The organism is Bradyrhizobium septentrionale (assembly GCF_011516645.4).
Classification (GTDB): Bacteria; Pseudomonadota; Alphaproteobacteria; order Rhizobiales; family Xanthobacteraceae; genus Bradyrhizobium; species Bradyrhizobium septentrionale.
On sequence record NZ_CP088285.1, the window covers coordinates 4,674,545 to 4,698,981 of the forward strand.

13 protein-coding genes and 6 pseudogenes are annotated in these 24,437 nt (G+C 59.9%); 8 read left to right on the forward strand and 11 right to left on the reverse strand.

Features of this window, described 5'->3' with window-relative positions:
- Positions 1–115: 115 nt before the first annotated feature.
- A complete protein-coding gene (locus HAP48_RS24070) occupies positions 116–661 on the forward strand; it encodes a transglutaminase-like domain-containing protein (RefSeq protein WP_166209460.1) in 546 nt (181 codons plus the stop codon).
- On the forward strand, positions 639–1,169 hold the full coding sequence (locus HAP48_RS24075) for a hypothetical protein (protein ID WP_166209457.1): 531 nt from the start codon (positions 639–641) through the stop codon (positions 1,167–1,169). The genes HAP48_RS24070 and HAP48_RS24075 overlap by 23 nt, the downstream gene beginning before the upstream one ends.
- Before the next feature lie 100 nt (positions 1,170–1,269).
- Here HAP48_RS24075 and HAP48_RS24080 read toward each other — a convergent pair whose 3' ends face one another.
- Positions 1,270–1,497: a hypothetical protein gene (locus HAP48_RS24080; RefSeq protein WP_156929034.1), complete on the reverse strand. Its 228-nt coding sequence runs from the start codon at positions 1,495–1,497 to the stop codon at positions 1,270–1,272.
- 496 nt (positions 1,498–1,993) lie between these two features.
- Here HAP48_RS24080 and HAP48_RS24085 point away from each other — a divergent pair, with 496 nt between their 5' ends.
- Complete coding sequence (locus HAP48_RS24085; protein ID WP_029084777.1) at positions 1,994–2,881, forward strand: hypothetical protein; 888 nt, start codon at positions 1,994–1,996, stop codon at positions 2,879–2,881.
- A 543-nt stretch (positions 2,882–3,424) separates the two neighbouring features.
- Here HAP48_RS24085 and HAP48_RS24090 read toward each other — a convergent pair.
- Positions 3,425–4,061 (reverse strand): annotated as a pseudogene (locus HAP48_RS24090) (IS630 family transposase); the annotation flags it as partial.
- Positions 4,062–4,638: 577 nt separating this feature from the next.
- Here HAP48_RS24090 and HAP48_RS24100 point away from each other — a divergent pair.
- Complete coding sequence (locus HAP48_RS24100; protein ID WP_063618996.1) at positions 4,639–5,259, forward strand: hypothetical protein; 621 nt, start codon at positions 4,639–4,641, stop codon at positions 5,257–5,259.
- 471 nt (positions 5,260–5,730) lie between these two features.
- Here the strand turns inward: HAP48_RS24100 and HAP48_RS24105 are convergent, their stop codons facing one another.
- Together HAP48_RS24105 and HAP48_RS24110 are read right to left on the reverse strand one after the other, a co-directional pair.
- Positions 5,731–5,988 carry a hypothetical protein gene (locus tag HAP48_RS24105; protein ID WP_224496563.1) on the reverse strand — a complete coding sequence of 86 codons (258 nt, stop codon included), beginning with the start codon at positions 5,986–5,988 and terminating at the stop codon, positions 5,731–5,733.
- 327 nt (positions 5,989–6,315) lie between these two features.
- A pseudogene (locus HAP48_RS24110) lies at positions 6,316–6,498 on the reverse strand (transposase); the annotation flags it as partial.
- A gap of 258 nt (positions 6,499–6,756) precedes the next feature.
- Here HAP48_RS24110 and HAP48_RS24115 point away from each other — a divergent pair.
- The gene (locus HAP48_RS24115; protein ID WP_175612299.1) at positions 6,757–11,505 is read left to right on the forward strand and encodes a C48 family peptidase; all 4,749 of its coding nucleotides are present in this window, start codon (positions 6,757–6,759) and stop codon (positions 11,503–11,505) included.
- Between the two features lie 79 nt (positions 11,506–11,584).
- On the opposite strand, the pseudogene HAP48_RS24120 reads toward HAP48_RS24115, so the two are convergent.
- The 3 genes and pseudogenes from HAP48_RS24120 to HAP48_RS50830 all read right to left on the reverse strand — a co-directional run.
- Positions 11,585–11,986, reverse strand: a pseudogene (locus tag HAP48_RS24120) (transposase); the annotation flags it as partial.
- Positions 11,987–12,052: 66 nt separating this feature from the next.
- Positions 12,053–12,286, reverse strand: a complete 234-nt coding sequence (locus HAP48_RS24125) for a hypothetical protein (RefSeq protein ID WP_166202881.1) — start codon at positions 12,284–12,286, stop codon at positions 12,053–12,055.
- Positions 12,287–12,657: 371 nt separating this feature from the next.
- Positions 12,658–12,933: pseudogene (locus tag HAP48_RS50830) on the reverse strand (transposase); the annotation flags it as partial.
- Positions 12,934–12,939: 6 nt separating this feature from the next.
- Between HAP48_RS50830 and HAP48_RS50835 the strand changes: the two are divergent.
- Entirely contained in the window at positions 12,940–13,293 is a 354-nt protein-coding gene (locus HAP48_RS50835; protein WP_176540649.1) for a hypothetical protein, read from the forward strand.
- Positions 13,294–13,428: 135 nt separating this feature from the next.
- On the opposite strand, the pseudogene HAP48_RS24135 reads toward HAP48_RS50835, so the two are convergent.
- Positions 13,429–13,611: pseudogene (locus tag HAP48_RS24135) on the reverse strand (transposase); the annotation flags it as partial.
- 264 nt (positions 13,612–13,875) lie between these two features.
- Here HAP48_RS24135 and HAP48_RS24140 point away from each other — a divergent pair.
- Positions 13,876–19,521: a C48 family peptidase gene (locus tag HAP48_RS24140; RefSeq protein WP_224496564.1), complete on the forward strand. Its 5,646-nt coding sequence runs from the start codon at positions 13,876–13,878 to the stop codon at positions 19,519–19,521.
- A 79-nt stretch (positions 19,522–19,600) separates the two neighbouring features.
- On the opposite strand, the pseudogene HAP48_RS24145 reads toward HAP48_RS24140, so the two are convergent.
- From HAP48_RS24145 to HAP48_RS24155, 3 genes and pseudogenes are all read right to left on the reverse strand, one after another.
- Positions 19,601–20,811, reverse strand: a pseudogene (locus HAP48_RS24145) (IS1380 family transposase); the annotation flags it as partial.
- A gap of 521 nt (positions 20,812–21,332) precedes the next feature.
- Complete coding sequence (locus tag HAP48_RS24150; RefSeq protein ID WP_165128087.1) at positions 21,333–22,031, reverse strand: hypothetical protein; 699 nt, start codon at positions 22,029–22,031, stop codon at positions 21,333–21,335.
- Positions 22,032–22,038: 7 nt separating this feature from the next.
- Entirely contained in the window at positions 22,039–22,803 is a 765-nt protein-coding gene (locus tag HAP48_RS24155; protein WP_156929025.1) for a hypothetical protein, read from the reverse strand.
- 578 nt (positions 22,804–23,381) lie between these two features.
- Here HAP48_RS24155 and HAP48_RS24160 point away from each other — a divergent pair.
- Positions 23,382–24,395: a hypothetical protein gene (locus HAP48_RS24160; protein ID WP_224496565.1), complete on the forward strand. Its 1,014-nt coding sequence runs from the start codon at positions 23,382–23,384 to the stop codon at positions 24,393–24,395.
- Positions 24,396–24,437 lie beyond the last annotated feature (42 nt).

Below are 24,437 nucleotides of genomic sequence, written 5' to 3' on the forward strand. Positions count from 1 at the left end.
GTCCATGGCTTTCGTTTAACTCACTTTGGCCCTGTTGTTTGGCTAGCGTGAATTCCCCGAGTCCGCTGCTGTTGTTCAGGTCTTGACGGAGTTCCGAATGCGATGCGCGCCATCGTTGGCCGTTCTAGTTTTGATCGCGAGTTCGAGTGTTCAGGCGCAAACGGTTACGGAGCCGGCCATCTCGAAAGTAGTCGAACAGGTTCGCGTAGATGCTGATTATCTCACTAAGCGTTTGACCTGGGATAAAGATGTCGACTTGGACCGCGTGCGGCAATTTGGGCTGGCGCTCACGGCTATGAACCTCGTCCAGCAGCAGGTCAGCTCGACGCGATATGGCGCTGTCGCGAATACATCCCCCGAGGATCTGCCCGCCAACGATGAAGAGGCCCTGTCGCGCGGGATCGGCATTTGCGGGAATCAGGTTTCTGTATTTCTCAACATCGCGACACGAGTTGGCCTCGAGGCACGCAGCCTCGAATTCTACTGGCCGGATGAAGCCGACGTTCGTCACTCGCATATCGCGGCAGAAGTGAAAATTAGCGGCAAATGGGCCTTCTTCGATGTGACTTGGGGAACCTATTTCAGGCGTGATCCCACCGCTTCGGGACAGGCATCTCTGCTCGAAATCCTGTCTTTCGATGAGGCGAAAGCTGTGGCCTGATCGGGCAGCTCACGCCGTCACCAATGAGTCGGAACTTTCTTTTCGACTTCAGCTCATCAACAGCCTTGATCCGTTCGACTACTTCACGAAGGCGGATGGCTACCTGCGCGGCAAGAGCGGGGACATAGCTCTTGCGGCGCCGCGAAGTAACGGCGGTGCTTGGGTCTACTCACCCGACGGGGTACCGAACCACATCGGAGTGAGCGCCGATTACTCGACCTCGCATGTCGGAAACGCCTCGGTAGGATTGCGCGCCGCGGCTCATGTGGTTCACGGCCGGATCGACGAGATCGGCCGCGGCTGCGTCGGATCGAACGTCCTCGTCGCAGCCGTGAACGGACGCGAGGCTGTCAATGAGATAGTGTCTCCGGGCACTGAGAAGGACTTTGATCTGCCCGATGGTGTCGCGGCGGGCGACACCATCACGCTGTCGATCAGGCCCAAGTCCGATGGCGCAACCTGCGTTCTCGTATATAAACAAATCATCCTGAGCGACCGCTCATCCTAAAGAGGATAGCCGGCCGACCTCGCGCGGCCTCGTGGATTACGACGTGGTCGTTCTCGAGCTTGTAACCAACTGACCATAGGCGGAGGAACAGTTCCATTCGTTATATTCCGACGAACGATCGGCAGGTTTCGGGCTGGGAACGTTGACTGTAGACGTCCCATAATTGCGGATGATTTACCCAGGAAGCAATCCCATTGGCCTCGATCTTCATCAGGATCGCCATATTGTTAGCCGTTGCGATCCTGGCTTTTGGCGTTTCCCGAATAGGCGTACCGGCGCGATCGTTGCCATAGCGACCTGCGTCATAGGTGCCATCATTATTCTTCATTTCGTCGCGTCTTGAGACATCACAGCACGATGTGGCCCCAGCCACCCTTGGAGGCCCAGGGGCGATTGCTGGGGCCACATGACCGGTCCCGCGTCAGTCGAGATTGGAAGCCTGCGGAAGCTTGGGGTCTGGCAGGGTGAGAAAGCCGGTGCCGCATTAGCGCAAGGAACGCTCGGGTCGAGAACGAATAGCCATGCCCCGGGCCAATGCGGCCCGCCCTATAGCCGAGCGCAATCTGGGATTTTACCGTGGGTGAACGAAAGTTTTCGGGATGGCGTAAGCCTGATGTCAGCTGGAAATGTTTAGATACACAAATACTCCAACGGCCCCGGCTCGTACCGCTCTGGGGCCGTTTTTTTTCCTTCTACTATAAAGGGTATGGTGGTTGTCGCTGTAGCCGACCGCGGGGCTCGTCAGCTTCTCGAAAGCTGGGTTAGATATCAAAGTATTATTAGATACAAAGCATTAAGAGAGCGCTACTCAACGAGGCAACGCGATGAATATCGACCCATGGGACACAGAAAGCTTTATGGAGTCTTACAGTATCCTGCTGCAGGAACAGTCGAAAGAAGTGAGCGCACAGGCCAACTCACAAGTACACTCGCCCCCGCATCAAGCGAGCTTTGAGCGGCAGCTAACTGAGTTGCCGCTAGACTACGAACGGTGCCCCGCCGCATCCTATGTCAGGGGCCGCGCCGAACTTGCCGCATCGCTGGCCGGAGCGAACGTTGAGTCGCTCAGGAACGAGATCGAGCGGGCCGAGCAGCGATCGGCACAGTGGCCAAGCACAGCCGGACCTTCCGCCCGCGTCGATGGCGACCGCGTTTTCGATGAGGTATTAACGTCGTCGTATCTGCAGCTGCACCGCTTTCAGGACGAGATCAGTCATTGCAAGCCGCGCATGGACGACGATGTGAATGCCATGAGCCACGTACGCTCCCTCGCCGATTTGCGTTCCCGCGGCATCCGGCATGTCTCTGAGGCGTTCTGCACTGACGACCTTGATGAAATTGATAGGGCGCGCAGTGCTGCACTTCACACGAACGGCTACACCGAACAATCTTCTTTCGTGTCGTTGGCCCAGGACCCTTCGCGACTGCTCCTTTCAGAGGACACGGACTCCGCGAGGGCAATCGCTGAAAGCGCTAGGGAGTTGCACACCTACAGGGTACCGCGTGTTGCCGCTTGGCCGGCCGATCGCATCGATGGCATTCTTGCCCGCTCGAGGGATCCTGTAGACCACGATTTGCGAAGGTGGGTGAGCGGAACACCGACCGAGGAGACCGAAGTCTTGTTTCTCGGCGGCGATCTGGAAAAGTATCGGACGGCCAGCCAACCGAATCCGTACAGGACGGATCATCCAGGTGGAAATCAAGAGGGTTAACGATCGGCGTCATCCTGCGCTACGCTTCCATGTCCCGCTCCAAACTCGCCTGCAATAAAGGGCGCATTCAGAGCATCGCTGCGTCATCCATGCCATCCATGGCGCCGACAATTCGTTCTGGAACTGCTGAGCCGCGAGAGCGCGAGGAAGCGTCGGGCGGCGCGATGTGATGTCGACCGCGACGGAGCGTTAAGGGTCGGCGTCACCGGCGGAGAGACCGCTTTCGGCATGCAGGCCGCGCCACACTTCTTGTGCCCACAAGGCGCCTTCACCAACCACACTTTTAACCTCGTGACTCCAAAGCCCAGTGTTACCGGCTCGCACCAAGCGACACAGTCTGAAAAGGCCGCGCACTGAAACCGCAGTTCAGTGGCTTGAGAAGCGAGCAACCGGTAAGAAGGGCGAAAGATCGGATACCCAACTCAGAAGCTGATGGGTCTGTTGGCGAGAATCATTCGAGCGTCCACGAATGAAGGTGATGTTGTACTAGTACCCTCGTCACAGTGATTATGACTCTTTGGAAGTGGCGGGATAGGCGCCTTACTCATAATCGTAACGTTCGAGCCTGCCGGGCTTGGCCAGAATGGGCTGACGCGTTTCGCCGATGAGTTGCACCGGGCTTTCGTCGAAGCACACCACTGGCCGTCTGGAGTCGGGCGCCTCGGCATAGAGGTCGAGCACATCCTCCATGCGGGCGACGTATTCGCCGTCGACCTGCGGAATGCACCACATGTCTTTGCGCCAGGGTTCGAGGTCATTTTCGGCCAGGCGCCGCCGAACCGTCTCGTGCGACAGGCTCTTGTGTTCGGTGAGTTTGACCATCGCGCCTGCCAGCAGCTTGAGCGTCCAGCGGGCACGGCCCTTTGGGGGGCTGGCACAGGCGGTCCGCCACCAGCAACGCCTCTTCCTTGCCGGTGAGTTTGCGCTCCGCTCCGGGACGCGGCTCTTCGCTCAGCGCCGGCTCCAGATTGCCTTCCACGAAGCGTCGCTTGGTCCGATACACGGTCGAACCGCTCACGCCAACGCTCCTGGCGATCTCTTCGTCGCCGGCCCCGGCATCGGCAGCCAGCAAAATCTGCGCTCGCTTGAGCTTGCGGGACGCATGCTTGCCGCCGCTGAGTAGCGCCCTCAGTTCGGTGCGTTCGATTTGGCTGAGTTCGACCCGATAGCGTACATTCATGGCGTGCCTCCTCGTTCGAGGCACGCACGAACAACTGAATCGGATGGCCGGCGTGAGTCCTTCGACAAAACCCTTCACGCCCACGCAGGGGCAGTATCTGGCTTTTATCCACCTCTATACCCGGCTGCATCGCAGGCCCCCGGCCGAAACCGACATGCAAGAATATTTCCGCGTCAGCCCGCCTTCGGTCCACCAGATGGTGCTGACGCTGGAAGCGCCGGCCTTATCAGACGGCAGCCCAGGACACCTCGCAGCATCGAGGTCCTCGTTGATCCGAAACTCCTGCCGGAGCTAATCTGACCGCCGAACCCAACCTGTCGAAATCACTGTGCAGAGCCACTAGGCCGCCAGCGGCGATCGAGGATCGGCCACGGCGGGCAACCGATCATCACGCCGGAAGCCAAAGCCTGGTTGGTGTCGCTGGCGTGCGACAAGGCCAAGGAGCACGGCTATCCGCATGAACTGTGGATTCTTGTAGTTGACCAGCGCAGCGTTCTCTGAGCCAAATCGCGGTCAAACCACCTTTTGCCAGTCGCGAGGGCTCTGAGCGCGACTGCGAGGAAGCAGAGCTAAAGCCATGTCTCCTTTAGAAGCAATCAGCCGCTGGCTGGAATCACAGGACTTAGACACTCAACTTGAGGTCGCTGCATACGTGACATTCTCGATCTTTAGGAAGAGTGACGTTCTCACGCTTGGCGGGCCGGAGGAGCTCGACACTCTTCAGCGTTGGTTGACCGAACCAGAGTTGGATCCAAGGGCCGCCGCAGGTCGTGCTCTGACCTTCCGGCTCGCCTTCGAGTACTTTGCCGAGGGCAGAATCAGAGGGGATGGATGGAAACGAACCGAAGAACTAGAGCGTAAGAGTCTGGAACTAGCTAAGCGCGACGGAAAGCTTGCGGCTGCGCGCAAGGCGCAAAGAAAGCTTCAACTGTTGCCAACCCGAAAAGAGCACTGGTATCGTGTTGCGAAATCCTGGAATGGATTGGCGGCGACTTATCTAACACGCGAGGCTCTCGCTCTCGGATCTTTGCCGAGATGCGACCTGAAGGCCATTTCAAATAGTCACTGTCTTCCATTGGTGCCTACGGTCGAGGCTTCGGATGCGGCCTTGGTTCCGATAGTGCCCGCTACAGCTGTTGAAGAAGGCGAAGAAGGGAGGAACGAAGTGCTCTTCTCACAAAAGAGTGGACAGAGTTAAGCTGCTTATACCTCGGTCGGCAAGGAACTTGGTCTGCGCGTGCGTTTGCGGTGGACGGCCCATTGCACGATCGTTGAACCTGTTGGCGTCGATGCCGCTCCTCGTTTCGCCAACTGCAAAACAGGAATCCGACATCAGCCCATAGGTTCCACGATGCAGGTTTCATGAAATCGATCGTCTAGTAGGAAGGATGGCTTCGCCGGATTGATTTCCGTCACCTGGAGATTAATCCCGCGCGAAGGTTGCGTGGACGCCGGGCTTGGCGGCAAATCGGGTGCGGTCGTCGCGAACAGGATTCGTTTGCTCGCTTCCGGATCGAAGGGGGGCTGGGCCGCTGGGAATGGCCTCTCCAGAGTCTTCTTATTGCGTCTCAGGCACCAAGAATAAAGTTGGGGTGACGCGGCTTCCCTCCACCTGATGGATTTTCCATCCCTCTCTCCGCCCGCTGGTCCCAAAAGGTTCCAGAGCCAGTCACTCTTCCGAATAAGCCTCCCGTCGGATCGACTCTCGCCCAGTCGTCCCTTGAAGGCGCTCAGCGCAGGGACGCTCAAACGGCGTTACCGAACCGCTGAAATGCCCCTCGAGCTCGGCAACTGCTCTGTGCTCCCACTCATTAGCCTGGGCGAGCAATGAACACCGCTGAAGGGGCCGAAATGCCGCGGCCTGACGGCATAGCGAAGCTATCGCACGATAGCGGCGCACATTTTCTTCAACGGCCAGCCCGGTCATGTGTGGATCCCCCATGTCTTTCACGTGTGCGAACTTGCGGCAGAATTATTTTCGATCCGTTAGCGGCCAGAGTGGAAAGCGTGAATGGTTGGCAAAACCTTGCTGGCACGCTGATGATGAGCGTTCCACCGAAGGATCCACATCAACTGAGCCCTAATAGCCCGTCCTATTCGTGAGAGTGCGTTTTTTTAGTCCGATTGATGTGGCCGCGCATCTGCTCTGACGAGGCGCGCGGGATTGCCTTCGGCTTTTCACCGCCTGACGACCGGTACTTTGCAACGCGCTTGAGGTGTAGGTTGGGCGAACGGGGGGCGGACGCCCCGCCGGTCAAGGACCGAGCGGCAGCAGCGCGCCTGGCAAGCCGCGGATCAGGTCGGCTTCGGGACATGCCGCGGCAAACGCAAGGCGAATGCGGCTCGTGGTCTCGACGACACGGACAGCGAGTTTCAAGAGCCGAAGACGCAGCGTCGCGAACTCGGCAGTGGCCAATTCCCGGACTTTGGGAATTGAGAAGCAGTATTTTGTCTCTGAATCTTCGGTCTATCGGCTGTTGACGGCGAAGCGCGCAGGTCATGCACCATCCTCGCGGCACGTTGTCGTCATCAGTTTCTCGACAGCTTCCCCATTTAACAGGGTTGGTCGCGCTGGAAGCACATCGGCTGCCGATGCTCACGGTGCGTACCTGTCGAGGGCTGTAAAGGGTGGTTTGTTGCTGATTCCCAGCATGCCAGATCGAAGGCTCGGTTCATAATTTGAAAGGGAGAAGGGATGGATTTCCCCTCGATCAAGTGGGTGCGTGAACAATCGGACAGCACGGGCCCGCAAGAGAGTTCACCCGCGGCGCCGTCCGCAGATGCGGCGACCTTTGAGCGGCAACTGAGCGAGATCGCCAATTCAAGTGGAGGTGGTGGAGCAATGCCCGCCGCCGCTGCGCTGCAGCCGGCTCAGTCAGCTGGGGTTTTGATAGGGCGGAGCAAGCAGCCTCTTTATTCCGAGGACGCTCGCCTTATTTCGGGGCTTGAGGAGGTCCTCCTCCGCAATGGCAACGCCGCCAACCAAACCGCCTACGGCTATGTAAGTTCTCTTCGCAGCTTCGGCCGCTGGCTCTTCGCAAATAACAAAGATCCGATTGCTGCTCGGCTCGACGACCAGTCGCTGACCGATGATGCGCGCGAGGCCATCGAAAAGGGTCATAACAGGGGACTCCTTCCGGCAATTGACCATCTCCGGACCTTCCAGTCGACGGGCGGAGTCGTGCCGATCACAGGCCGCGCTGAGCTAAATCCTCACCCCCAGGACGTGGCTCTCATCAAAGAGTACAAAAACGAAGCAGCGACAGGGACCGGCAAGACGTATGCAGCTGTTCTTCGCAGTTTCAGTGACTACCTGCGTGAAAACAACAAGAAGGGCATTGCTGGTCGGCTTTCCGGCAATGCGCTGGATGGAGATGTCGAGAGCTATAGGAAGGTCGCCGGTGCTGATTCGAGGATCGGTGCCGCGCTGGCCCATCTCCGAAAATCGCAGGCCGGCGCTAAAGCGATGGAGCGCGAGCGCCATATTCCCCCCGTTCCTGCTCCCGAAGACGCCGCACTGACGGAGTCGAGGCGGGTCGGCGCCGCCGCTGCGCAGCACAGCGCGTCGCAGGGCGCGGGCAGTTTGCCAGAGGAGCTGCTTCCTGCGGAAGGCTACGATCAGGATTTGGGCCGGATGGACGAACCCGGCCCGTCGTCCTCGGCGCCGCAGCCGGCTCAGTCAACGGGGGTTTTAATGGGGCGGAACAAGCCTCTTTATTCCGAGGACGCTCGCCTTATTTCGGGGCTTGAGAAGGGCCTCATCAAGGGCACCGGCGCCGAGCGCACCGCCAAGGACTATGTATATTCGCTTCGCGGCTTTGGCCGCTGGCTCTTCGCAAATCACAAAAAGGGCATTGTTGCTCGGCTCGACAACGAGTCACTGACCGATGATGCGCGCGAGTTCGCCGGAAACGGTAAGCCCGGTCTCCTCCTTAGGGCAATAGATCGTCTCCGGACCTTCCAGTCGACGGGCGGAGTCGGGCCGATCGCAGGCCGCGCTGAGCTGAATCCTCACCCCCAGGACGTGGCCCTCATCAAAGAATACAAAAACGAAGCAGCGACAGGGACCGGCAAGAGGCATGCAACTGCTCTACGCAGTTTCAGTGACTACCTGCGTGAAAACAACAAGAAGGGCATTGCTGGTCGGCTTTCCGGCAACACGTTGGATGAAGATGTTAAGCGCTATAGGAAGGACGCCGGGGGTAATCCGACTATCGGTGCCGCACTGGCTGATCTCCGAAAATCGCAGGCCGGCGCTAAAGCGATGGAGCTCGAGCGCTATATTTCCCCAGTTCCTGATCCCGAAGACGCGGCACTGATGGAGCCGAGGCGGGGCGGCGACGCCGCTGCGCAGCACAGCGCGTCGCAGGGAGCTGTCGGTCGGCCATTGGTCCTCCCGGAAGGTTACGATCAGGATTTGCTTTGGGAGCTGATGGACGAACCCGGCCCGTCGTCATCTCTCGAGCCAGCCGCGCGCCATGACCAGTCATCGGATCCCGGAGAGACCATTCGTCCCTTGAACTGGGGCTACGACCGCCAGCAGTTCCCGGACGAGCCGATGGGTGCACTTGCCAGGAGCAACCTCCCGCCAAGCGAGGAGGTCCTCATCAACGATGAGCATGACACAGCTGAGTTGAGGCCAGCGAAGAGGCCGAGGACCCTAGACAATCTGCACGGCCTTGCCAGCGAGCGGCAGCTGAGCGAGATCGCCAATTCAAATGGAGGTGGTGGAGCAATGCCGGCCGCCTCGGCGCTGCAGCCGGCTCAGTCAGCTGGGGTTTTGAAAGGGCGGAGCAAGCAGCCTCTTTATTCCGAGGACGCTCGCCTTATTTCGGGGCTTGAGAAGGCCCTCATCAAGGACAATGTCGCCAATCCCACCGCCCACGGCTATATATATTCTCTTCGCCGCTTCGGCCGCTGGCTCGTCGCAAATAACAAAGATCCGATTGCTGCTCGGCTCGACGACCAGTCGCTGACCGATGATGCGCGCGAGGCCATCGAAAAGGGTGATAACAGGGGACTCCTTCCGGCAATTGACCATCTCCGGACCTTCCAGTCGACGGGCGGAGTCGTGCCGATCAAAGGCCGCGCTGAGCTAAATCCTCACCCCCAGGACGTGGCTCTCATCGAAGAGTACAAAAACGAAGCAGCGACAGCGACAGGGACCAGCAAGACGTATGCAACTGCTCTACGCAGTTTCAGTGACTACCTGCGTGAAAACAACAAGAAGGGCATTGCTGGTCGGCTTTCCGGCAACACGTTGGATGAAGATGTTAAGCGCTATAGGAAGGACGCCGGGGGTAATCGGACTATCGGCGCCGCACTGGCTGATCTCCGAAAATCGCAGGCCGGCGCTAAAGCGATGGAGCTCGAGCGCCATATTTCCCCCGTTCCTGATCCCGAAAACGCGGTACTGATGGAGCCGATGCCCGCCGGCGGCGCCGCTGCGCAGCACAGCGCGTCGCAGGACGCGGGCAGTTGGCCAAAGGAGCTGCTTCCTGTAGAAGGCTACGATCAGGATTTGCTTTGGGAGCTGATGGACGAACCCGGCTCGTCGTCATCTCTCGAGCCAGCCGCGCGCCATGACCAGTCATCGGATCCCGGAGAGACCATTCGTCCCTTGAACTGGGGCTACGACCGCCAGCCGTTCCCGGACGAGTCGATGGGTGCACTTGCCAAAAGCAACCTCCCGCCAAGCGAGGAGGTCCTCATCAACGATGAGCATGACACAGCTGAGTTGAGGCCAGCGAAGAGGCCGAGGACCCTAGACAATCTGCACGGCCTTGCCAGCGAGCGGCAGCTGAGCGAGATCGCCAATTCAAGCGGTCGCCTGCTGACGTCGGCGTCCCCCACCCATCAACAGGGTGCATCGCCATGGCAGGCGCAGCCGATGATGCAGGCGAGCGGGTACGAAGATGCCACGGCGCCGCATGCGGTCGCGACGTACGTCGGAGGCGCCGCTGCGCAGCACAGCGCGCCGCAGGGAGCTGTCAGTCGGCCATTGGTCCTCCCGGAAGGTTACGATCAGGATCTGCGTTTGATGGTGGAAGACGGCCCACCGTGGTCCGGGGTTCCCCCTGAGCAGGCGCAGGAGATAGTCCAAGCTCGAGAGCAGGAACCTGCCAGGTCCACCTCAACCTGGTCGCCGCAGATGCCGCTCAACTTTGATTGGAGTATGTGGCCGACCCTGGAAGCAGCGTCAGCGCACTCTGCCAGGGCTCCTTCAGACATCGAGGGCGGTCTTGAGGCCGCGGTTCATCCGAATCCGCCCGCACCGTTCGAGTTGCGTGACAATGCTTGGAGCCCGGCGCCTGACTTTCCGCCGCCGTTTGCCGGGCCAGTACCGGGTCATCACCAGGGCGCTCGACAGCCCGGCTCGCCGCAGGGGCTTTCTCCGGCGCCAGCCTTCTCGGATGATGAAGCTTTGGCGTGGTTGCGCGAGGAGCTGGCGCTGCGGCAGATGCAAGAACCGGCCTCACCATCAACCAGCAAGGCTCGCTCAGACACCTACGGCGGTCTTGAGTCTTTTGTTGATCTGGATGCGCCCACGTCGTCCGAATCACGCGACGATGCTCACTTTGCGCCCGCGCCCTCTGCCAGGGCTCGCTCAGACACCTACGGCGGTCTTGAGTCTTTTGTTGATCTGGATTTGCCCACGCCGACCGAATTGCGCGACGATGCTCACTTTGAGCCGGCGCCCGCTGCCAGGGCTCGCTCAGACACCTACCGTGGTTTTCCATTGGTTGATCTGACTGCGCCCACGCCGTCCGAACCACGCGACGATGCTAATTCTGTACGGCCGTTTCCGAGCACCTCCGCTGATGCTCAGATCGGGGCTTTAGGTCCGACAGCCTCCTCCCACGGCCGCGGGCTGGTGCTCGAGGACACGGAATGGCTGGGCGACGAGCATATCGACAGGGATTACCGGCTCCAGGAGCAGGATTTGCAGAGGTACCATCCGGATCTCGCCGCCCGGACGCGGTTCGTGAATCCCCTCATCGTCCTAAATTATCTGCGCTCTAACGACGATGGCGTCGTGCGAACCGAATTCCAGCGCATCGTCTACGATAATGGTAACGATACAGCCGACTTCCTGTTCCTGCCCGTGATTAATGCCGATCCTCAAGATCCTAATAGCCTCGGCAACCATTGGTCGCTGCTGTTCGTTGATCGCAGAGACCGGGGGCGGCCGGTCGCCTATCACTACGATTCCTACGGGGGACTCAACCACAAGGATGCAGAACATCTCGCAGGTCGGCTGGACCTCCGCCTGGAGCCAGCCGGCATGGCCCGGCAGCGGAACGGGTATGATTGCGGCGTCTTCGTGGTGGACGGGACGCGGGCGCTGGTTAGGCAATTGGAGCAAGGACGGGAACCAGACCTGCTGAACCTCAGCAACCTCGTTGCCAATCGGCAGGCACTGCAGAACCGACTCAGGGGCTGATGTCGCCATGGGCGGATAGCTCAGGCTGGAGCGGCTCACGCCGACGGCCTGGGCCCCCGGGCACGAAGGACCGGAACCAGCGCAGCGTCGCGAACTCGGCTGTGGCCAATTCCCGGGCTTTGGGAATCGCGTCGCGCACGGTCAGCATCAGCCAATAAGCGGCGGTGTGGAGAACGAGGCGGACTTGATTGGCGAGCGCCGAACGGCAGCTGGTGCGATCGGAGGCGAGCTGTGTCTTATGCAGCTTGATCAGATTCTCGGCTTGGCCGCGCGCGCAATACAGGCTGTCGTAGATCCACTCGGCCGAGCCGACATCGAGGCTGGTGACGACGAAACGGATGTCGAGGCCGAGCATCGTCGCCTCAATACGGGCGACGGTACGCCGTTCGCGATCCCAGGACTTGGCCTTGTGGCGCGTCTCGGTATAGCCGCGCAGAACCGGCAGGTTCTCGATGGCGCGTCGCGTGCGTGCGCGGCTTGCGGCCAAGATTGCTCTCGATGGCCTCGATCAGGGGCACCAACTGGCCCTGATCGCTGCCGTGCTGGGTCAGTTCTTGCGCGACAATGATCTGGGCATGTGCATCGACGGCCGCCTGGGCATGATGCGGCTTTCCGGATCGGTGAAGTTGCGTTGCGCCTTGGGATTGGGTTCCTCCGATGGCAGCGCCGCCGGTTTGCCCGGCTTCTTGCGGCCTTCGGCCTGGCGCTGCTGTTCCTTTTCGGCCTCGATGCGGCGCTCTTCCTCAGCCGCCAGTTTGGCGTCCGCTTCCAGCGCCGCCATCGCTTGCTGGATCGCTGGATCTTCGCCAGCCGTTTCTGCTTGTCGACGGTCCAGTCCGGCAGCTCGTCGCTGTTGCCGAAAGTCTCATCCTCCGAGGCATCCGCCGCCTCGGCGGCCGCCAGCATGCGAGCGACCTCGGCCTTCAATTCCGCCTCGCGCTTCTTCATGCGCTCATAACTCATCGCCTTGTGTTTCGACGCGTTCGCCTTGATCTTCGTACCATCCAGCGCGACATGACCGAGCTTGACCAGCCCGGCCGTCTCGCACAACTTCAGAACCTGCACGAATAGCGCGCCGAGCGCCTTCAAATGTCGCTTGCGAAAGTCGCTGATCGTCCGAAAATCCGGCGCATCCAGCGCCACGATCATCACAAAATCGTTCCGCTCCCGGCAGGCCTTGGCAATCCGACGCGACGAATACAGCCCACTCGCATAGCTATGCAGCAGCAGCGCCACCATCATCCGCGGATCAAACGGCGGCTGCCCAAGCCCGCTCACATAGCTGCCCATGATCTCCCTGAGATCGAGGCTCTCCCGCACCAGATCAACCATAAACCGCGAGACATGGCCTTTCGGCACGAAGTCCTGCACATTCGGCGGCAGAAGCAGCGTCTGATCGATGTTCCAAGGCCGAAAATACTTGCTCATCGCCCAATGTTGAATCAGACCCGACCAGATTTGAACAGCGACTATCCAGACAAGCTCCTAGAAGCACTGGTTACACTTCTCATTAGTTTCAACAAACCTAACGAGGTCCCTAACGCTCCAAATGAAATGGCGCTTCGAGAACTGCATCGGTGCGGGACGCTATTTCTTTTGGACAAGCCGGGCGAATATCGCGACGTTCCCGTTCAAGTCGCCAATATTCAAACTGGGCAGGTTATTTATCACGCTCCGCCTTCAGGAGATGTTCCAGGATTAATCGAAGAGTTTTTCAAAGAACTTATTGGAATCTGGACGTCAGGGGATGCGCTAGCCCGTCCTATTCGTGAGAGTGCGTTTTTTTAGTCCGATTGATGTGGCCGCACATCTGCTCTGACGAGGCGCGCGGGATTGCCTTCGGCTTTTCACCGCCTGACGACCCGTACTTTGCAACGCGCTTGAGGTGTAGGTTGGGCGAACGGGGGGCGGACGCCCCGCCGGTCAAGGACCGAGCGGCAGCAGCGCGCCGGGCAAGCCGCGGATCAGGTCGGCTTCGGGACATGCCGCGGCGAATGCAAGGCGAGTGCGGCGCGTGGTCTCGACCACACGGGCGGCGATTTTCAAGAGCCGAAGACGCAGCGTCGCTAACTCGGCAGTGGCCAATTCCCGGACTTTGGGAATTGAGAAGCAGTATTTTGTCTCTGAATCTTCGGTCTATCGGCTGTTGACGGCGAAGCGCGCAGGCACATGCACCATGCTGTCTTGGCGCGGCACGTTGGTCATCAGGTTCTCGACAGCTTCCCCATTTAACAGGGTTGGTCGCACTGGAAGCACATCGGCTGCCGATGCTCACGGTGCGTGCCTGTCGAGGGCTGTAAAGGGTGGTTTGTTGCTGATTCCCAGCATGTCAGATCGAAGGCTAGGTTCATATTTTGAAAGGGAGAAGGGATGGATTTCCCCTCGATCAAGTGGGTGCGTGAACAATCGGACAGCACGGGCCCGCAAGAGAGTTCACCCGCGGCGCCGTCCGCAGATGCGGCGACCTTTGAGCGGCAGCTGAGCGAGATCGCCAATTCAAATGGAGGTGGTGGAGCAATGCCGGCCGCCTCGGCGCTGCAGCCGGTTCAGTCAGCTGGGGTTTTGAAAGGGCGCAGCAAGCAGCCTCTTTATTCCGAGGATGCTCGCCTTATTTCGGGGCTTGAGGAGGCCCTCCGCAATGGCAACGCCGCCAACCACACCGCCTACCGCTATATATATTCTCTTCGCAGCTTCGGCCGCTGGCTCGTCGCAAATAACAAAGATCCGATTGCTGCTCGGCTCGACGACCAGTCGCTGACCGATGATGCGCGCGAGGCCATCGAAAAGGGTCATAACAGGGCACTCCGTCCGGCAATAGATCGTCTCCGGACCTTCCAGTCGACGGGCGGAGTCGGGCCGATCGCAGGCCGCGCTGAGCTGAATCCTCACCCCCAGGACGTGGCCCTCATCAAAGAATACAAAAACGAAGCAGCGACAGGGACCGGCAAGAGGCATGCAACTGCTCTACGCAGTTTCAGTGACTACCTGCGTGAAAACAACAAGAAGGGCATTGCTGCTCGGCTTTCCGGCAACACGTTGGATGAAGATGTTGAGCGCTATAGGAAGGACGCCGGGGGTAATCCGACTATCGGTGCCGCACTGGCTGATCTCCGAAAATCGCAGGCCGGCGCTAAAGCGATGGAGCGCGAGCGCCATATTTCCCCCGTTCCAGATCCCGAAGACGCGGCACTGATGGAGCCGATGCCCGCCGGCGGCGCCGCTGCGCAGCACAGCGCGTCGCAGGACGCGGGCAGTTGGCCAAAGGAGCGGCTTCCTGCAGAAAGCTACGATCAGGATTTGCTTTGGGAGCTGATGGACGAACCCGGCCCGTCGTCATCTCTCGAGCCAGCCGCGCGCCATGACCAGTCATCGGATCCCGGAGAGTCCATTCATCCCTTGAACTGGGGCTACGACCGCCAGCAGTTCCTGCACGAGCCGATGGCTGCACTTGCCAGGAGCAACCTCCTGCCAAGCGAGGAGGTCCTCATCAACGATGAGCATGACACAGCTGAGTTGCGGCCAGCGAAGAGGCCGAGGACCCTAGACAATCTGCACGGCCTTGCCAGCGAGCGGCAGCTGAGCGAGATCGCCAATTCAAATGGAGGTGGTGGAGCAATGCCGGCCGCCTCGGCGCTGCAGCCGGTTCAGTCAGCTGGGGTTTTGAAAGGGCGCAGCAAGCAGCCTCTTTATTCCGAGGATGCTCGCCTTATTTCGGGGCTTGAGGAGGCCCTCCGCAATGGCAGCGCCGCCAACGAAACCGCCTACCGCTATATATATTCTCTTCGCAGCTTCGGCCGCTGGCTCGTCGCAAATAACAAAGATCCGATTGCTGCTCGGCTCGACGACCAGTCGCTGACCGATGATGCGCGCGAGGCCATCGAAAAGGGTCATAACAGGGCACTCCGTCCGGCAATAGACCATCTCCGGACCTTCCAGTCGACGGGCGGAGTCGTGCCGATCACAGGCCGCTCTGAGCTAAATCCTCACCCCCAGGACGTGGCCCTCATCAAAGAATACAAAAACGAAGCAGCGACAGGGACCGGCAAGAGGCATGCAAGTGTTCTTCGCAGTTTCAGTGACTACCTGCGTAAAAGCAGCAAGCCGGGCATTGCTGCTCGGCTTTCCGGCAACACGTTGGATGAAGATGTTAAGCGCTATAGGAAGGACGCCGGTGGGGATCCGAATATCGGTGCCGCACTGGCTGATCTCCGAAAATCGCAGGCCGGCGCTAAAGCGATGGAGCTCGAGCGCCATATTTCCCCCGTTCCTGATCCCGAAAACGCGGCACTGATGGAGCCGATGCCCGCCGGCGGCGCCGCTGCGCAGCACAGCGCGTCGCAGGACGCGGGCAGTTGGCCAAAGGAGCGGCTTCCTGCAGAAGGCTACGATCAGGATTTGCTTTGGGAGCTGATGGACGAACCCGGCCCTTCGTCATCTCTCGAGCCAGCCGCGCGCCATGACCAGTCATCGGATCCCGGAGAGTCCATTCATCCCTTGAACTGGGGCTACGACCGCCAGCAGTTCCTGGACGAGCCGATGGCTGCACTTGCCAGGAGCAACCTCCTGCCAAGCGAGGAGGTCCTCATCAACGATGAGCATGACACAGCTGAGTTGCGGCCAGCGAAGAGGCCGAGGACCCTAGACAATCTGCACGGCCTTGCCGGCGAGCGGCAGCTGAGCGAGATCGCCAATTCAAATGGAGGTGGTGGAGCAATGCCGGCCGCCTCGGCGCTGCAGCCGGCTCAGTCAGCTGGGGTTTTGATAGGGCGGAGCATGGAGCCTCTTTATTCCGAGGACGCTCGCCTTATTTCGGGGCTTGAGGAGGCCCTCCGCAATGGCAACGCCGCCAACCAAACCGCCTACGCCTATGTAAGTTCTCTTCGCAGCTTTGGCCGCTGGCTCTTCGCAAATAACAAAGATCCAATTGCTGCTCGGCTCGACGACCAGTCGCTGACCGATGATGCGCGCGAGGCCATCGAAAAGGGTCATAACAGGGCACTCCGTCCGGCAATAGACCATCTCCGGACCTTCCAGTCGACGGGCGGAGTCGGGCCGATCTCAGGCCGCGCTGAGCTGAATCCTCACCCCCAGGACGTGGCTCTCATCGAAGAGTACAAAAACGAAGCAGCGACAGGGACCGGCAGGATGTATGCAAGTGTTCTTCGCAGTTTCAGTGACTACCTGCGTAAAAGCAGCAAGCCGGGCATTGCTGCTCGGCTTTCCGGCAACACGTTGGATGAAGATGTTAAGCGCTATAGGAAAGACGCCGGTGGGGATCGGAATATCGGTGCCGCACTGGCTGATCTCCGAAAATCGCAGGCCGGCGCTAAAGCGATGGAGTTCGAGCGCTATATTTCCCCCGTTCCTGATCCCGAAGACGCGGCACTGATGGAGCCGTGGGGCGCCGGCGGCGCCGCTGCGCAGCACAGCGCGTCGCAGCGAGCTTTCAGTTGGCCAGAGGAGGTGCTTCCTGTAGAAGGCTACGATCAGGATTTGCTTTGGGAGCTGATGGACGAACCCGGCCCGTCGTCATCTCTCGAGCCAGCCGCGCGCCATGACCAGTCATCGGATCCCGGAGAGACCATTCGTCCCTTGAACTGGGGCTACGACCGCCAGCAGTTCCCGGACGAGCCGATGGCTGCACTTGTCAGGAGCAACCTCCTGCCAAGCGAGGAGGTCCTCATCAACGATGAGCATGACACAGCTGAGTTGCGGCCAGCGAAGAGGCCGAGGACCCTAGACAATCTGCACGGCCTTGCCGGCGAGCGGCAACTGAGCGAGATCGCCAATTCAAGTGGAGGTGGTGGAGCAATGCCGGCCGCCTCGGCGCTGCAGCCGGCTCAGTCAGCTGGGGTTTTGATGGGGCGGAGCAAGCAGCCTCTTTATTCGGAGGACGCTCGCCTTATTTCGGGGCTTGAGAAGGGCCTCATCAAGGGCAACGGCGCCAAGGGCACCGCCAAGAACAATGTAAATACTCTTCTCAGCTTTGGCCGTTGGCTCTTCGCAAATAACAAAGATCCGATTGCTGCTCGGCTCGACGACCAGTCGCTGATCGATGATGCGCGCGAGTTCGCCGGAAACGGTAAGTCCGGTCTCCTCCTAAAGGCAATAGACCATCTCCGGACCTTCCATTCGACGGGCGGGGTCGTGCCGATCGTAGGACGCGCGCAGCTGAAGCCTCACCCCCAGGACGTGGCCCTCATCACAGAGTATAGTAACGAAGGAGCGACCAGCAAGACGTATGCAGTATCTCTACGCAGTTTCAGTGACTACCTGCGTGAAAACAACAAGAAGGGCATTGCTGGTCGGCTTTCCGGCAACACGTTGGATGAAGATGTTAAGCGCTATAGGAAGGACGCCGGGGGTAATCGGACTATCGGTGCCGCACTGGCTGATCTCCGAAAATCGCAGGCCGGCGCTAAAGCGATGGAGTTCGAGCGCTATATTTCCCCCGTTCCTGATCCCGAAGACGCGGCACTGATGGAGCCGTGGCGCGTCGGCGACGCCGCTGCGCAGCACAGCGCGTCGCAGGACGCGGGCAGTTGGCCAGAGGAGGTGCTTCCTGTAGAAGGCTACGATCAGGATTTGCTTTGGGAGCTGATGGACGAACCCGGCCCGTCGTCATCTCTCGAGCCAGCCGCGCGCCATGACCAGTCATCGGATCCCGGAGAGACCATTCGTCCCTTGAACTGGGGCTACGACCGCCAGCAGTTCCCGGACGAGTCGATGGGTGCACTTGCCAGGAGCAACCTCCTGCCAAGCGAGGAGGTCCTCATCAACGATGAGCATGACACAGCTGAGTTGAGGCCAGCGAAGAGGCCGAGGCCCCTAGACAATCTGCACGGCCTTGCCGGCGAGCGGCAGCTGAGCGAGATCGCCAATTCAGGCGGTCGCCTGCTGACGTCGGCGTCCCCCACCCATCAACAGGGTGCATCGCCATGGCAGGCGCAGCCGATGATGCAGGCGAGCGGGCACGAAGATGCCACGGCGCCGCATGTGGTCGCGACGTACGTCGGAGGCGCCGCTGCGCAGCACAGCGCGCCGCAGGGAGCTGTCAGTCGGCCATTGGTCCTCCCGGAAGGTTACGATCAGGACCTGCGTTTGATGGTGGAAGACGGCCCACCGTGGTCCGGGGTTCCCCCTGAGCAGGCGCAGGACATAGTCCAAGCTGGACAGCAGGAACCTGCCAGGTCCACCTCAACCTGGTCGCCGCAGATGCCGCTCAACTTTGATTGGAGTATGTGGCCGACCCTGGAAGCAGCGCCGGCGCCCGCTGCCAGGGCTCGCTCAGACACCTACCGTGGTTTTCCATTGGTTGATCTGACTGCGCCCACGCCGTCCGAATCACGCGACGATGCTAATTCTGTACGGCCGTTTCCGAGCACCTCCGCTGATGCTCAGATCGGGGCTTTAGGTCCGACAGCCTCCTCCCACGGCCGCGGGCTGGTGCTCGAGGACACGGAATGGCTGGGCGACGAGCATATCGACAGGGATTACCGGCTCCAGGAGCTGGATTTGCGGAGGAACCATCCGGATCTCGCCGCCCGGACGCGGTTCGTGAATCCCCTCATCGTCCTAAATTATCTGCGCTCTAACGACGATGGCGTCGTGCGAACCGAATTCCAGCGCATCGTCTACGATAATGGTAACGATACAGCCGACTTCCTGTTCCTGCCCGTGATTAATGCCGATCCTGAAGATCCTAATAGCCTCGGCAACCATTGGTCGCTGCTGTTCGTTGATCGCAGAGACCGGGGGCGGCCGGTCGCCTATCACTACGATTCCTACGGGGGACTCAACCACAAGGATGCAGAACATCTCGCAGGTCGGCTGGACCTCCGCCTGGAGCCAGCCGGCATGGCCCGGCAGCGGAACGGGTATGATTGCGGCGTCTTCGTGGTGGACGGCACGCGGGCGCTGGTTAGGCAATTGGAGCAAGGACGGGAACCAGACCTGCTGAACCTCAGCAACCTCGTTGCCAATCGGCAGGCACTGCAGAACCGACTCAGGGGCTGATGTCGCCATGGGCGGATAGCTCAGGCTGGAGCGGCTCACGCCGACGGCCTGGGCCCCCGGGCACGAAGGACCGGAACCAGCGCAGCGTCGCGAACTCGGCTGTGGCCAATTCCCGGGCTTTGGGAATCGCGTCGTGCACGGTCAGCATCAGCCAATAAGCGGCGGTGTGGAGAACGAGGCGGACTTGATTGGCGAGCGCCGAACGGCAGCTGGTGCGATCGGAGGCGAGCTGTGTCTTATGCAGCTTGATCAGATTCTCGGCTTGGCCGCGCGCGCAATACAGGCTGTCGTAGATCCACTCGGCCGAGCCGACATCGAGGCTGGTGACGACCAAACGGATGTCGAGGCCGAGCATCGTCGCCTCAATACGGGCGACGGTACGCCGTTCGCGATCCCAGGACTTTGCCTTGTGGCGCGTCTCGGTATAGCCACGCAGAACCGGCAGGTTCTCGATGGCGCGTCGCGTGCGGATGTCGTCGGCGGCCTCGTCGACTTTTCTGGCGAGCGGCTTGGTGCCGGACAGACCGAAGATGTAGTCGATGCCGTTGGTCTCGCACCACGCCATTGCCTCCGGCCGAGCATAGCGCCCGTCGCCACGGAACGTAATTCGCGTGTTGTGCCACCGCGTCCAGATATGCCGTATCAGGCGGCGCAGATGGGCACGCACCTCGACGCCGCCCGGCGTCTTGCCGGGCCGCAGCACGACCGCCACGGGCCGGCTCTTCTCCGCGTCGTAGACGTGGATCGGCAGGAAGCAGCGTTCGTCATAATGAGCGTTGAACAGCGAGAGCTGCTGATGGCCGTGGACGACATCGCAGGTATCATCGATGTCAAGCGTGACGGATGCCGGCTCGCGCGGGTAGCTATCCATCCATGCGTCGACCAAAGTGTAGGTCAGTCGGATCACGTCGCGCAGGCGCGGAGCATTCTCCAGCCGCGACAGCGTCGGTTGGGAACACAGATCGCGACCCGTCTCCGGCAGCCGTCCGCAGGCCAGCTTGAATGCGGGATCGGACCGCAGATGATCGAGGTCGTCGGCGTCCTCGTAGCCGCAGCAGATCGCGAACATGCGCGCGCGGAACATATCGACAAGGCTGTGCACGACCCGCGTCGGATCGCGCCGATCCGGGAACACCCGGGCCAAATTGTCGGCCAAGCCGAGACGCCGCTCGGCCATCGCCAGAAGCATCACGCCCCCGTTCGAGGTCAGCCGACGCCATCGAAGGCAGCTGTGACTTTCCTGGCGTGAACGGCTGGAAACGAGAAGGGCAGAATCGTATCATCGGTCATGGCGGGCGTGGTGTTCGCGGCTGAAGGTGATGGGGTTGGCTTTGCAACCGAATCCTACGCCGCATTAGCGCTTTACACCACGCTCGCCAGCCTCTCAGGCGCCCTCTGACGAATAAGACGGGCTAGGTCGGGGACTCTCGGACTCTCCAGGCTTTGCAGGCTAGGTCGGCACCGGAATTGCAGCGCCAGTCCTGTGCCGCTTTTCCACTACAAGCTGATCGATAGTCGGATTGTGACGGATCGAGGAGGCCAGATCTCCTTGATGCAATATCTGCGCAGATCGAGGCGATTACTTCAAGCGCGAGTACCAGCGACGGCCGCCTGATGCTCGAGAGCAAGGATGACATGCGCAAGCGCGGGATGCCGAGCCCGGACGAGGGTGACGCAGTGGCGCTGACGTTCTCGGAGCCTGGTGGGGGCCCCGGTGGTGAGTAACAGCAACTTCAATCGGCCGCTCGAGTATCAGGACATGGGAATCTGCTGACCGGGCCGGACGGCAAACGCGTGCCTTCTTGCACGCTTTACCCGACGAACGAGTTAATTCTCCAACGAAGATCGGACAAAAGCTTTGAGGCTGTCATATCGTGCAATTCGACCTTTGGTTCAGTCGTCATCGCGACGTTAGCGAGGGATGTCCGTAGCTCTGAAGACGGAGGCATGCCGACCGTAGTGGCGAGCACTTTAACGGCGCGTCGCTGCTGTAAACTGTGGTTTGCCAGTAGGCTCATGTTCTGTGGATGAAATCCAAACCCAAGATAAATCACCAGCTGAGCAGCTTCCCACGCTGCAGAAAACTTTTGCGGGTCATGCATCACCTCATTGTCGGTGAGAGTACGAATTCTATCAATTTGACCCCATAAGTTGTTTTGCGGCGCCGCGCCGAAGACGAGATTGCTTCCTGAATCCCGAAATATTGGTCCTAGCCCTCCATAAGGCCGAATGATGTTCAGATTCTCTATCGCAGCTTGTGCATCGGGTAACGTGACCTCAAGTCGCCGAAGTGACCAGAAGAGATAATGCTCGATGCACCGGTCATAGTTGAAAATGACAAGCGTGATATTCTTAAAGGCATGCTCGACGATCTGACTTAGCTTATAGCCAGTGATTGCCATGGAGAAGATCTGTTCTATCCATCCGTCTCGCCCTGCATCATGTTCTAAGCCCTTGCGCGATTGAACCCGCAGTGGAGATGATGCCTCTGCCATGAGAATAGCGCGCATGTTGCATCTATATTTGATCCCAGGTTTTCGACCTTAGCGACGGCCTCGCTGCTGCTCCAGACAGAACCCATTGCAATGAGCGAGTTTCGAAACGCAAAAGCGAAGGCTGAGAACTCCTCCGCGTGGTCAACGCCATATTTGTATATGAACTGATCAGAGAGATCTTGATTGCCTCTTTTGACGATTCCTCGGCCATTAACGCCGAGATGAACTGCTCGATTTCTTTCGCCCGGTCAGCATAGGCATTCGTAAACCAGACAAGAGTCACTGCTGCTCCCGCAGCCGCGATCCTGCCAGAATGCTTGTAGTGCAAGGCGACTAACAATTTCCTGAAGACGTTCTCAATGGCGTCAATGGCAAAGTCGCTGCCAGTAACCATCTTCAGGTCGCTGAGCACATACCCTGGCGGTCTTTGGACACCTTCATCTTTCAGAAACGAGCGCTTCTCGTTGCTGGTCATCGGGCGCACCAGGCTTGGGAAGTTGTTGCCCATCGAGGTGAAATATTTCCGTAGATCCTCTTGGTAAACTTCGAGGTCATCTCGCGTGTCGCGCAGCCTAACCAGAACGGCCATGGCATTCTCATGATGGCGGCTGCTCTGATTGCACGCGGCACAGGCAGGAAATTCGAAATCTTCCGGACCAACCCGACCGTTAAACAAGGCGCGAGCCGGCTGGTGATCAATGTCAGCCGTACGCTCGTTGCCCCCGCAAAAACAGCAGCGCGGATGAAGCGCCAGAAACCGCGCTTTTCGAATCTTCTTTTGCCCCATTGCGGCCTCCCATCGGACTCAACCCCAACGGGCAGGCGAACGCAATTCCTCCCTGGAAGGGAGGGGATGGATTTTTTAGCAAAGCAGGTGCAGGCTGTCCGTGGGCCTAGTAGATCAACGAGCGGCGCGGCAACGCCTTCGGCGTTCACGGCATGAAATGGGACGGGATAACGATAGCCGGTTGCGCCACAATTGCACTTTCCGTGCTGATCTTAGTTTTCATCCTGACGATGTAGTCGAGCGCCCCTCTGCAAGAGGAAGTGAGCAATTTTGCTCAGACGAGAGCTGAGCCGTGTGCTGATTTAGCAAGCACCGGAGGATTGCTCTATGCCAGAGATTTTCTTTCGCATCGGCATTGTCGTGCTGGGAATTTGCCCGGTCGCCCTTGCTGCATTTGCTTTGTTCATCTGACTACCTAGCCCGCCCGCACCAAACGGGCTGGTAGATGGCCCCAGCAACCGCCTGCCCCTACAGGCCCCAAGGTTGCTGGGGCCATTCTCTATAAGGACCGCCTCATTTAACGGGTCCGCAGCTGAGCGCCCTAATTTGTCGCGTGAGATGATGGAGGAGCGCCGCCCATGAGCCTCGCCTCCCGCAACAAGATTGATGTCACCGTATCGATTGCTGCCGACGTAATCGCCGCAGTCGAGATCGTGCCCCGAGCCCGGCCGCCGCTGGCGTGGCTGTTCGCCGGCAAACAGGCCTCGTCGGTGCTTGAGGGGCTGCCGCGGCTCTTCGCGCTATGTGCCGCTGCGCAGCAATCTGCCTTACTGGCCGCGATCGAGGCGGCGCGCGAAGAAGAGATCATCCTCGCGACAAAGCAGCATCGTATTACCTTGGTCGTTGCCGAGCGTATCGCGGAATTGCTGCGTGGCCTCTTTGTCGGTCATCTTACGCCGAACGTCGGCAGTGCGGCAGCGGTTCGATCCGTGATGCACGGAATATCAGTGTTTATCGGCAGCGAACAGCCAATCCGCGGCCCTGCTCGACGCGAAGCAATAGCGCGAATTGGGGCCGCGATGGCCGCGCTCGGCATAACGAGAGAGGCTGGCGCGCTGAAGTCCGGCAGCCCGTTCGCGCTTCGCATTGCAGAGCTTGATGAGGTCGACTTGAAGTCAATTTCGATCGAGCACTCGTTCCTGTCCGTTGCCGACGACCGCAATATCGTTGAACGGCTACTCGCGGACGACGACACGTTCTGCTGTTGTCCGGATCTCGAGGGGCATGCGCCCGAAACGGGGCCGTTGGCGCGCCAAATGACGCGTGATCGGCTTCCGCCGGGCCGGCCGGGTGCGGTTGAGCGGCTGATGGCCAGAATTACGGAGATGGTTCGGCTGTGCGCTTGGCTCGAGGCTGGTGCTCATCTCGAGTCGGCGGAACATGGGATCATCGAAAGCTACAGGCTAGGTCCTGGCCGTGCAGCGGCAGCAGTCGAATGCGCCAGGGGGCGCCTCTATCACGCGGTTGAGCTTGATCCTCGGGGCCGGATATCCCACTTCGAATTCCTAGCGCCGACGGAATGGAATTTCCATCGGTGCGGACCACTTGTCCGGGGCCTTCGGGGCGCGGTGCTGACGGCGAGACCACATTAGGAAGGGGTTCGTGCGGTGATTGCATCGCTCGATCCTTGCGCC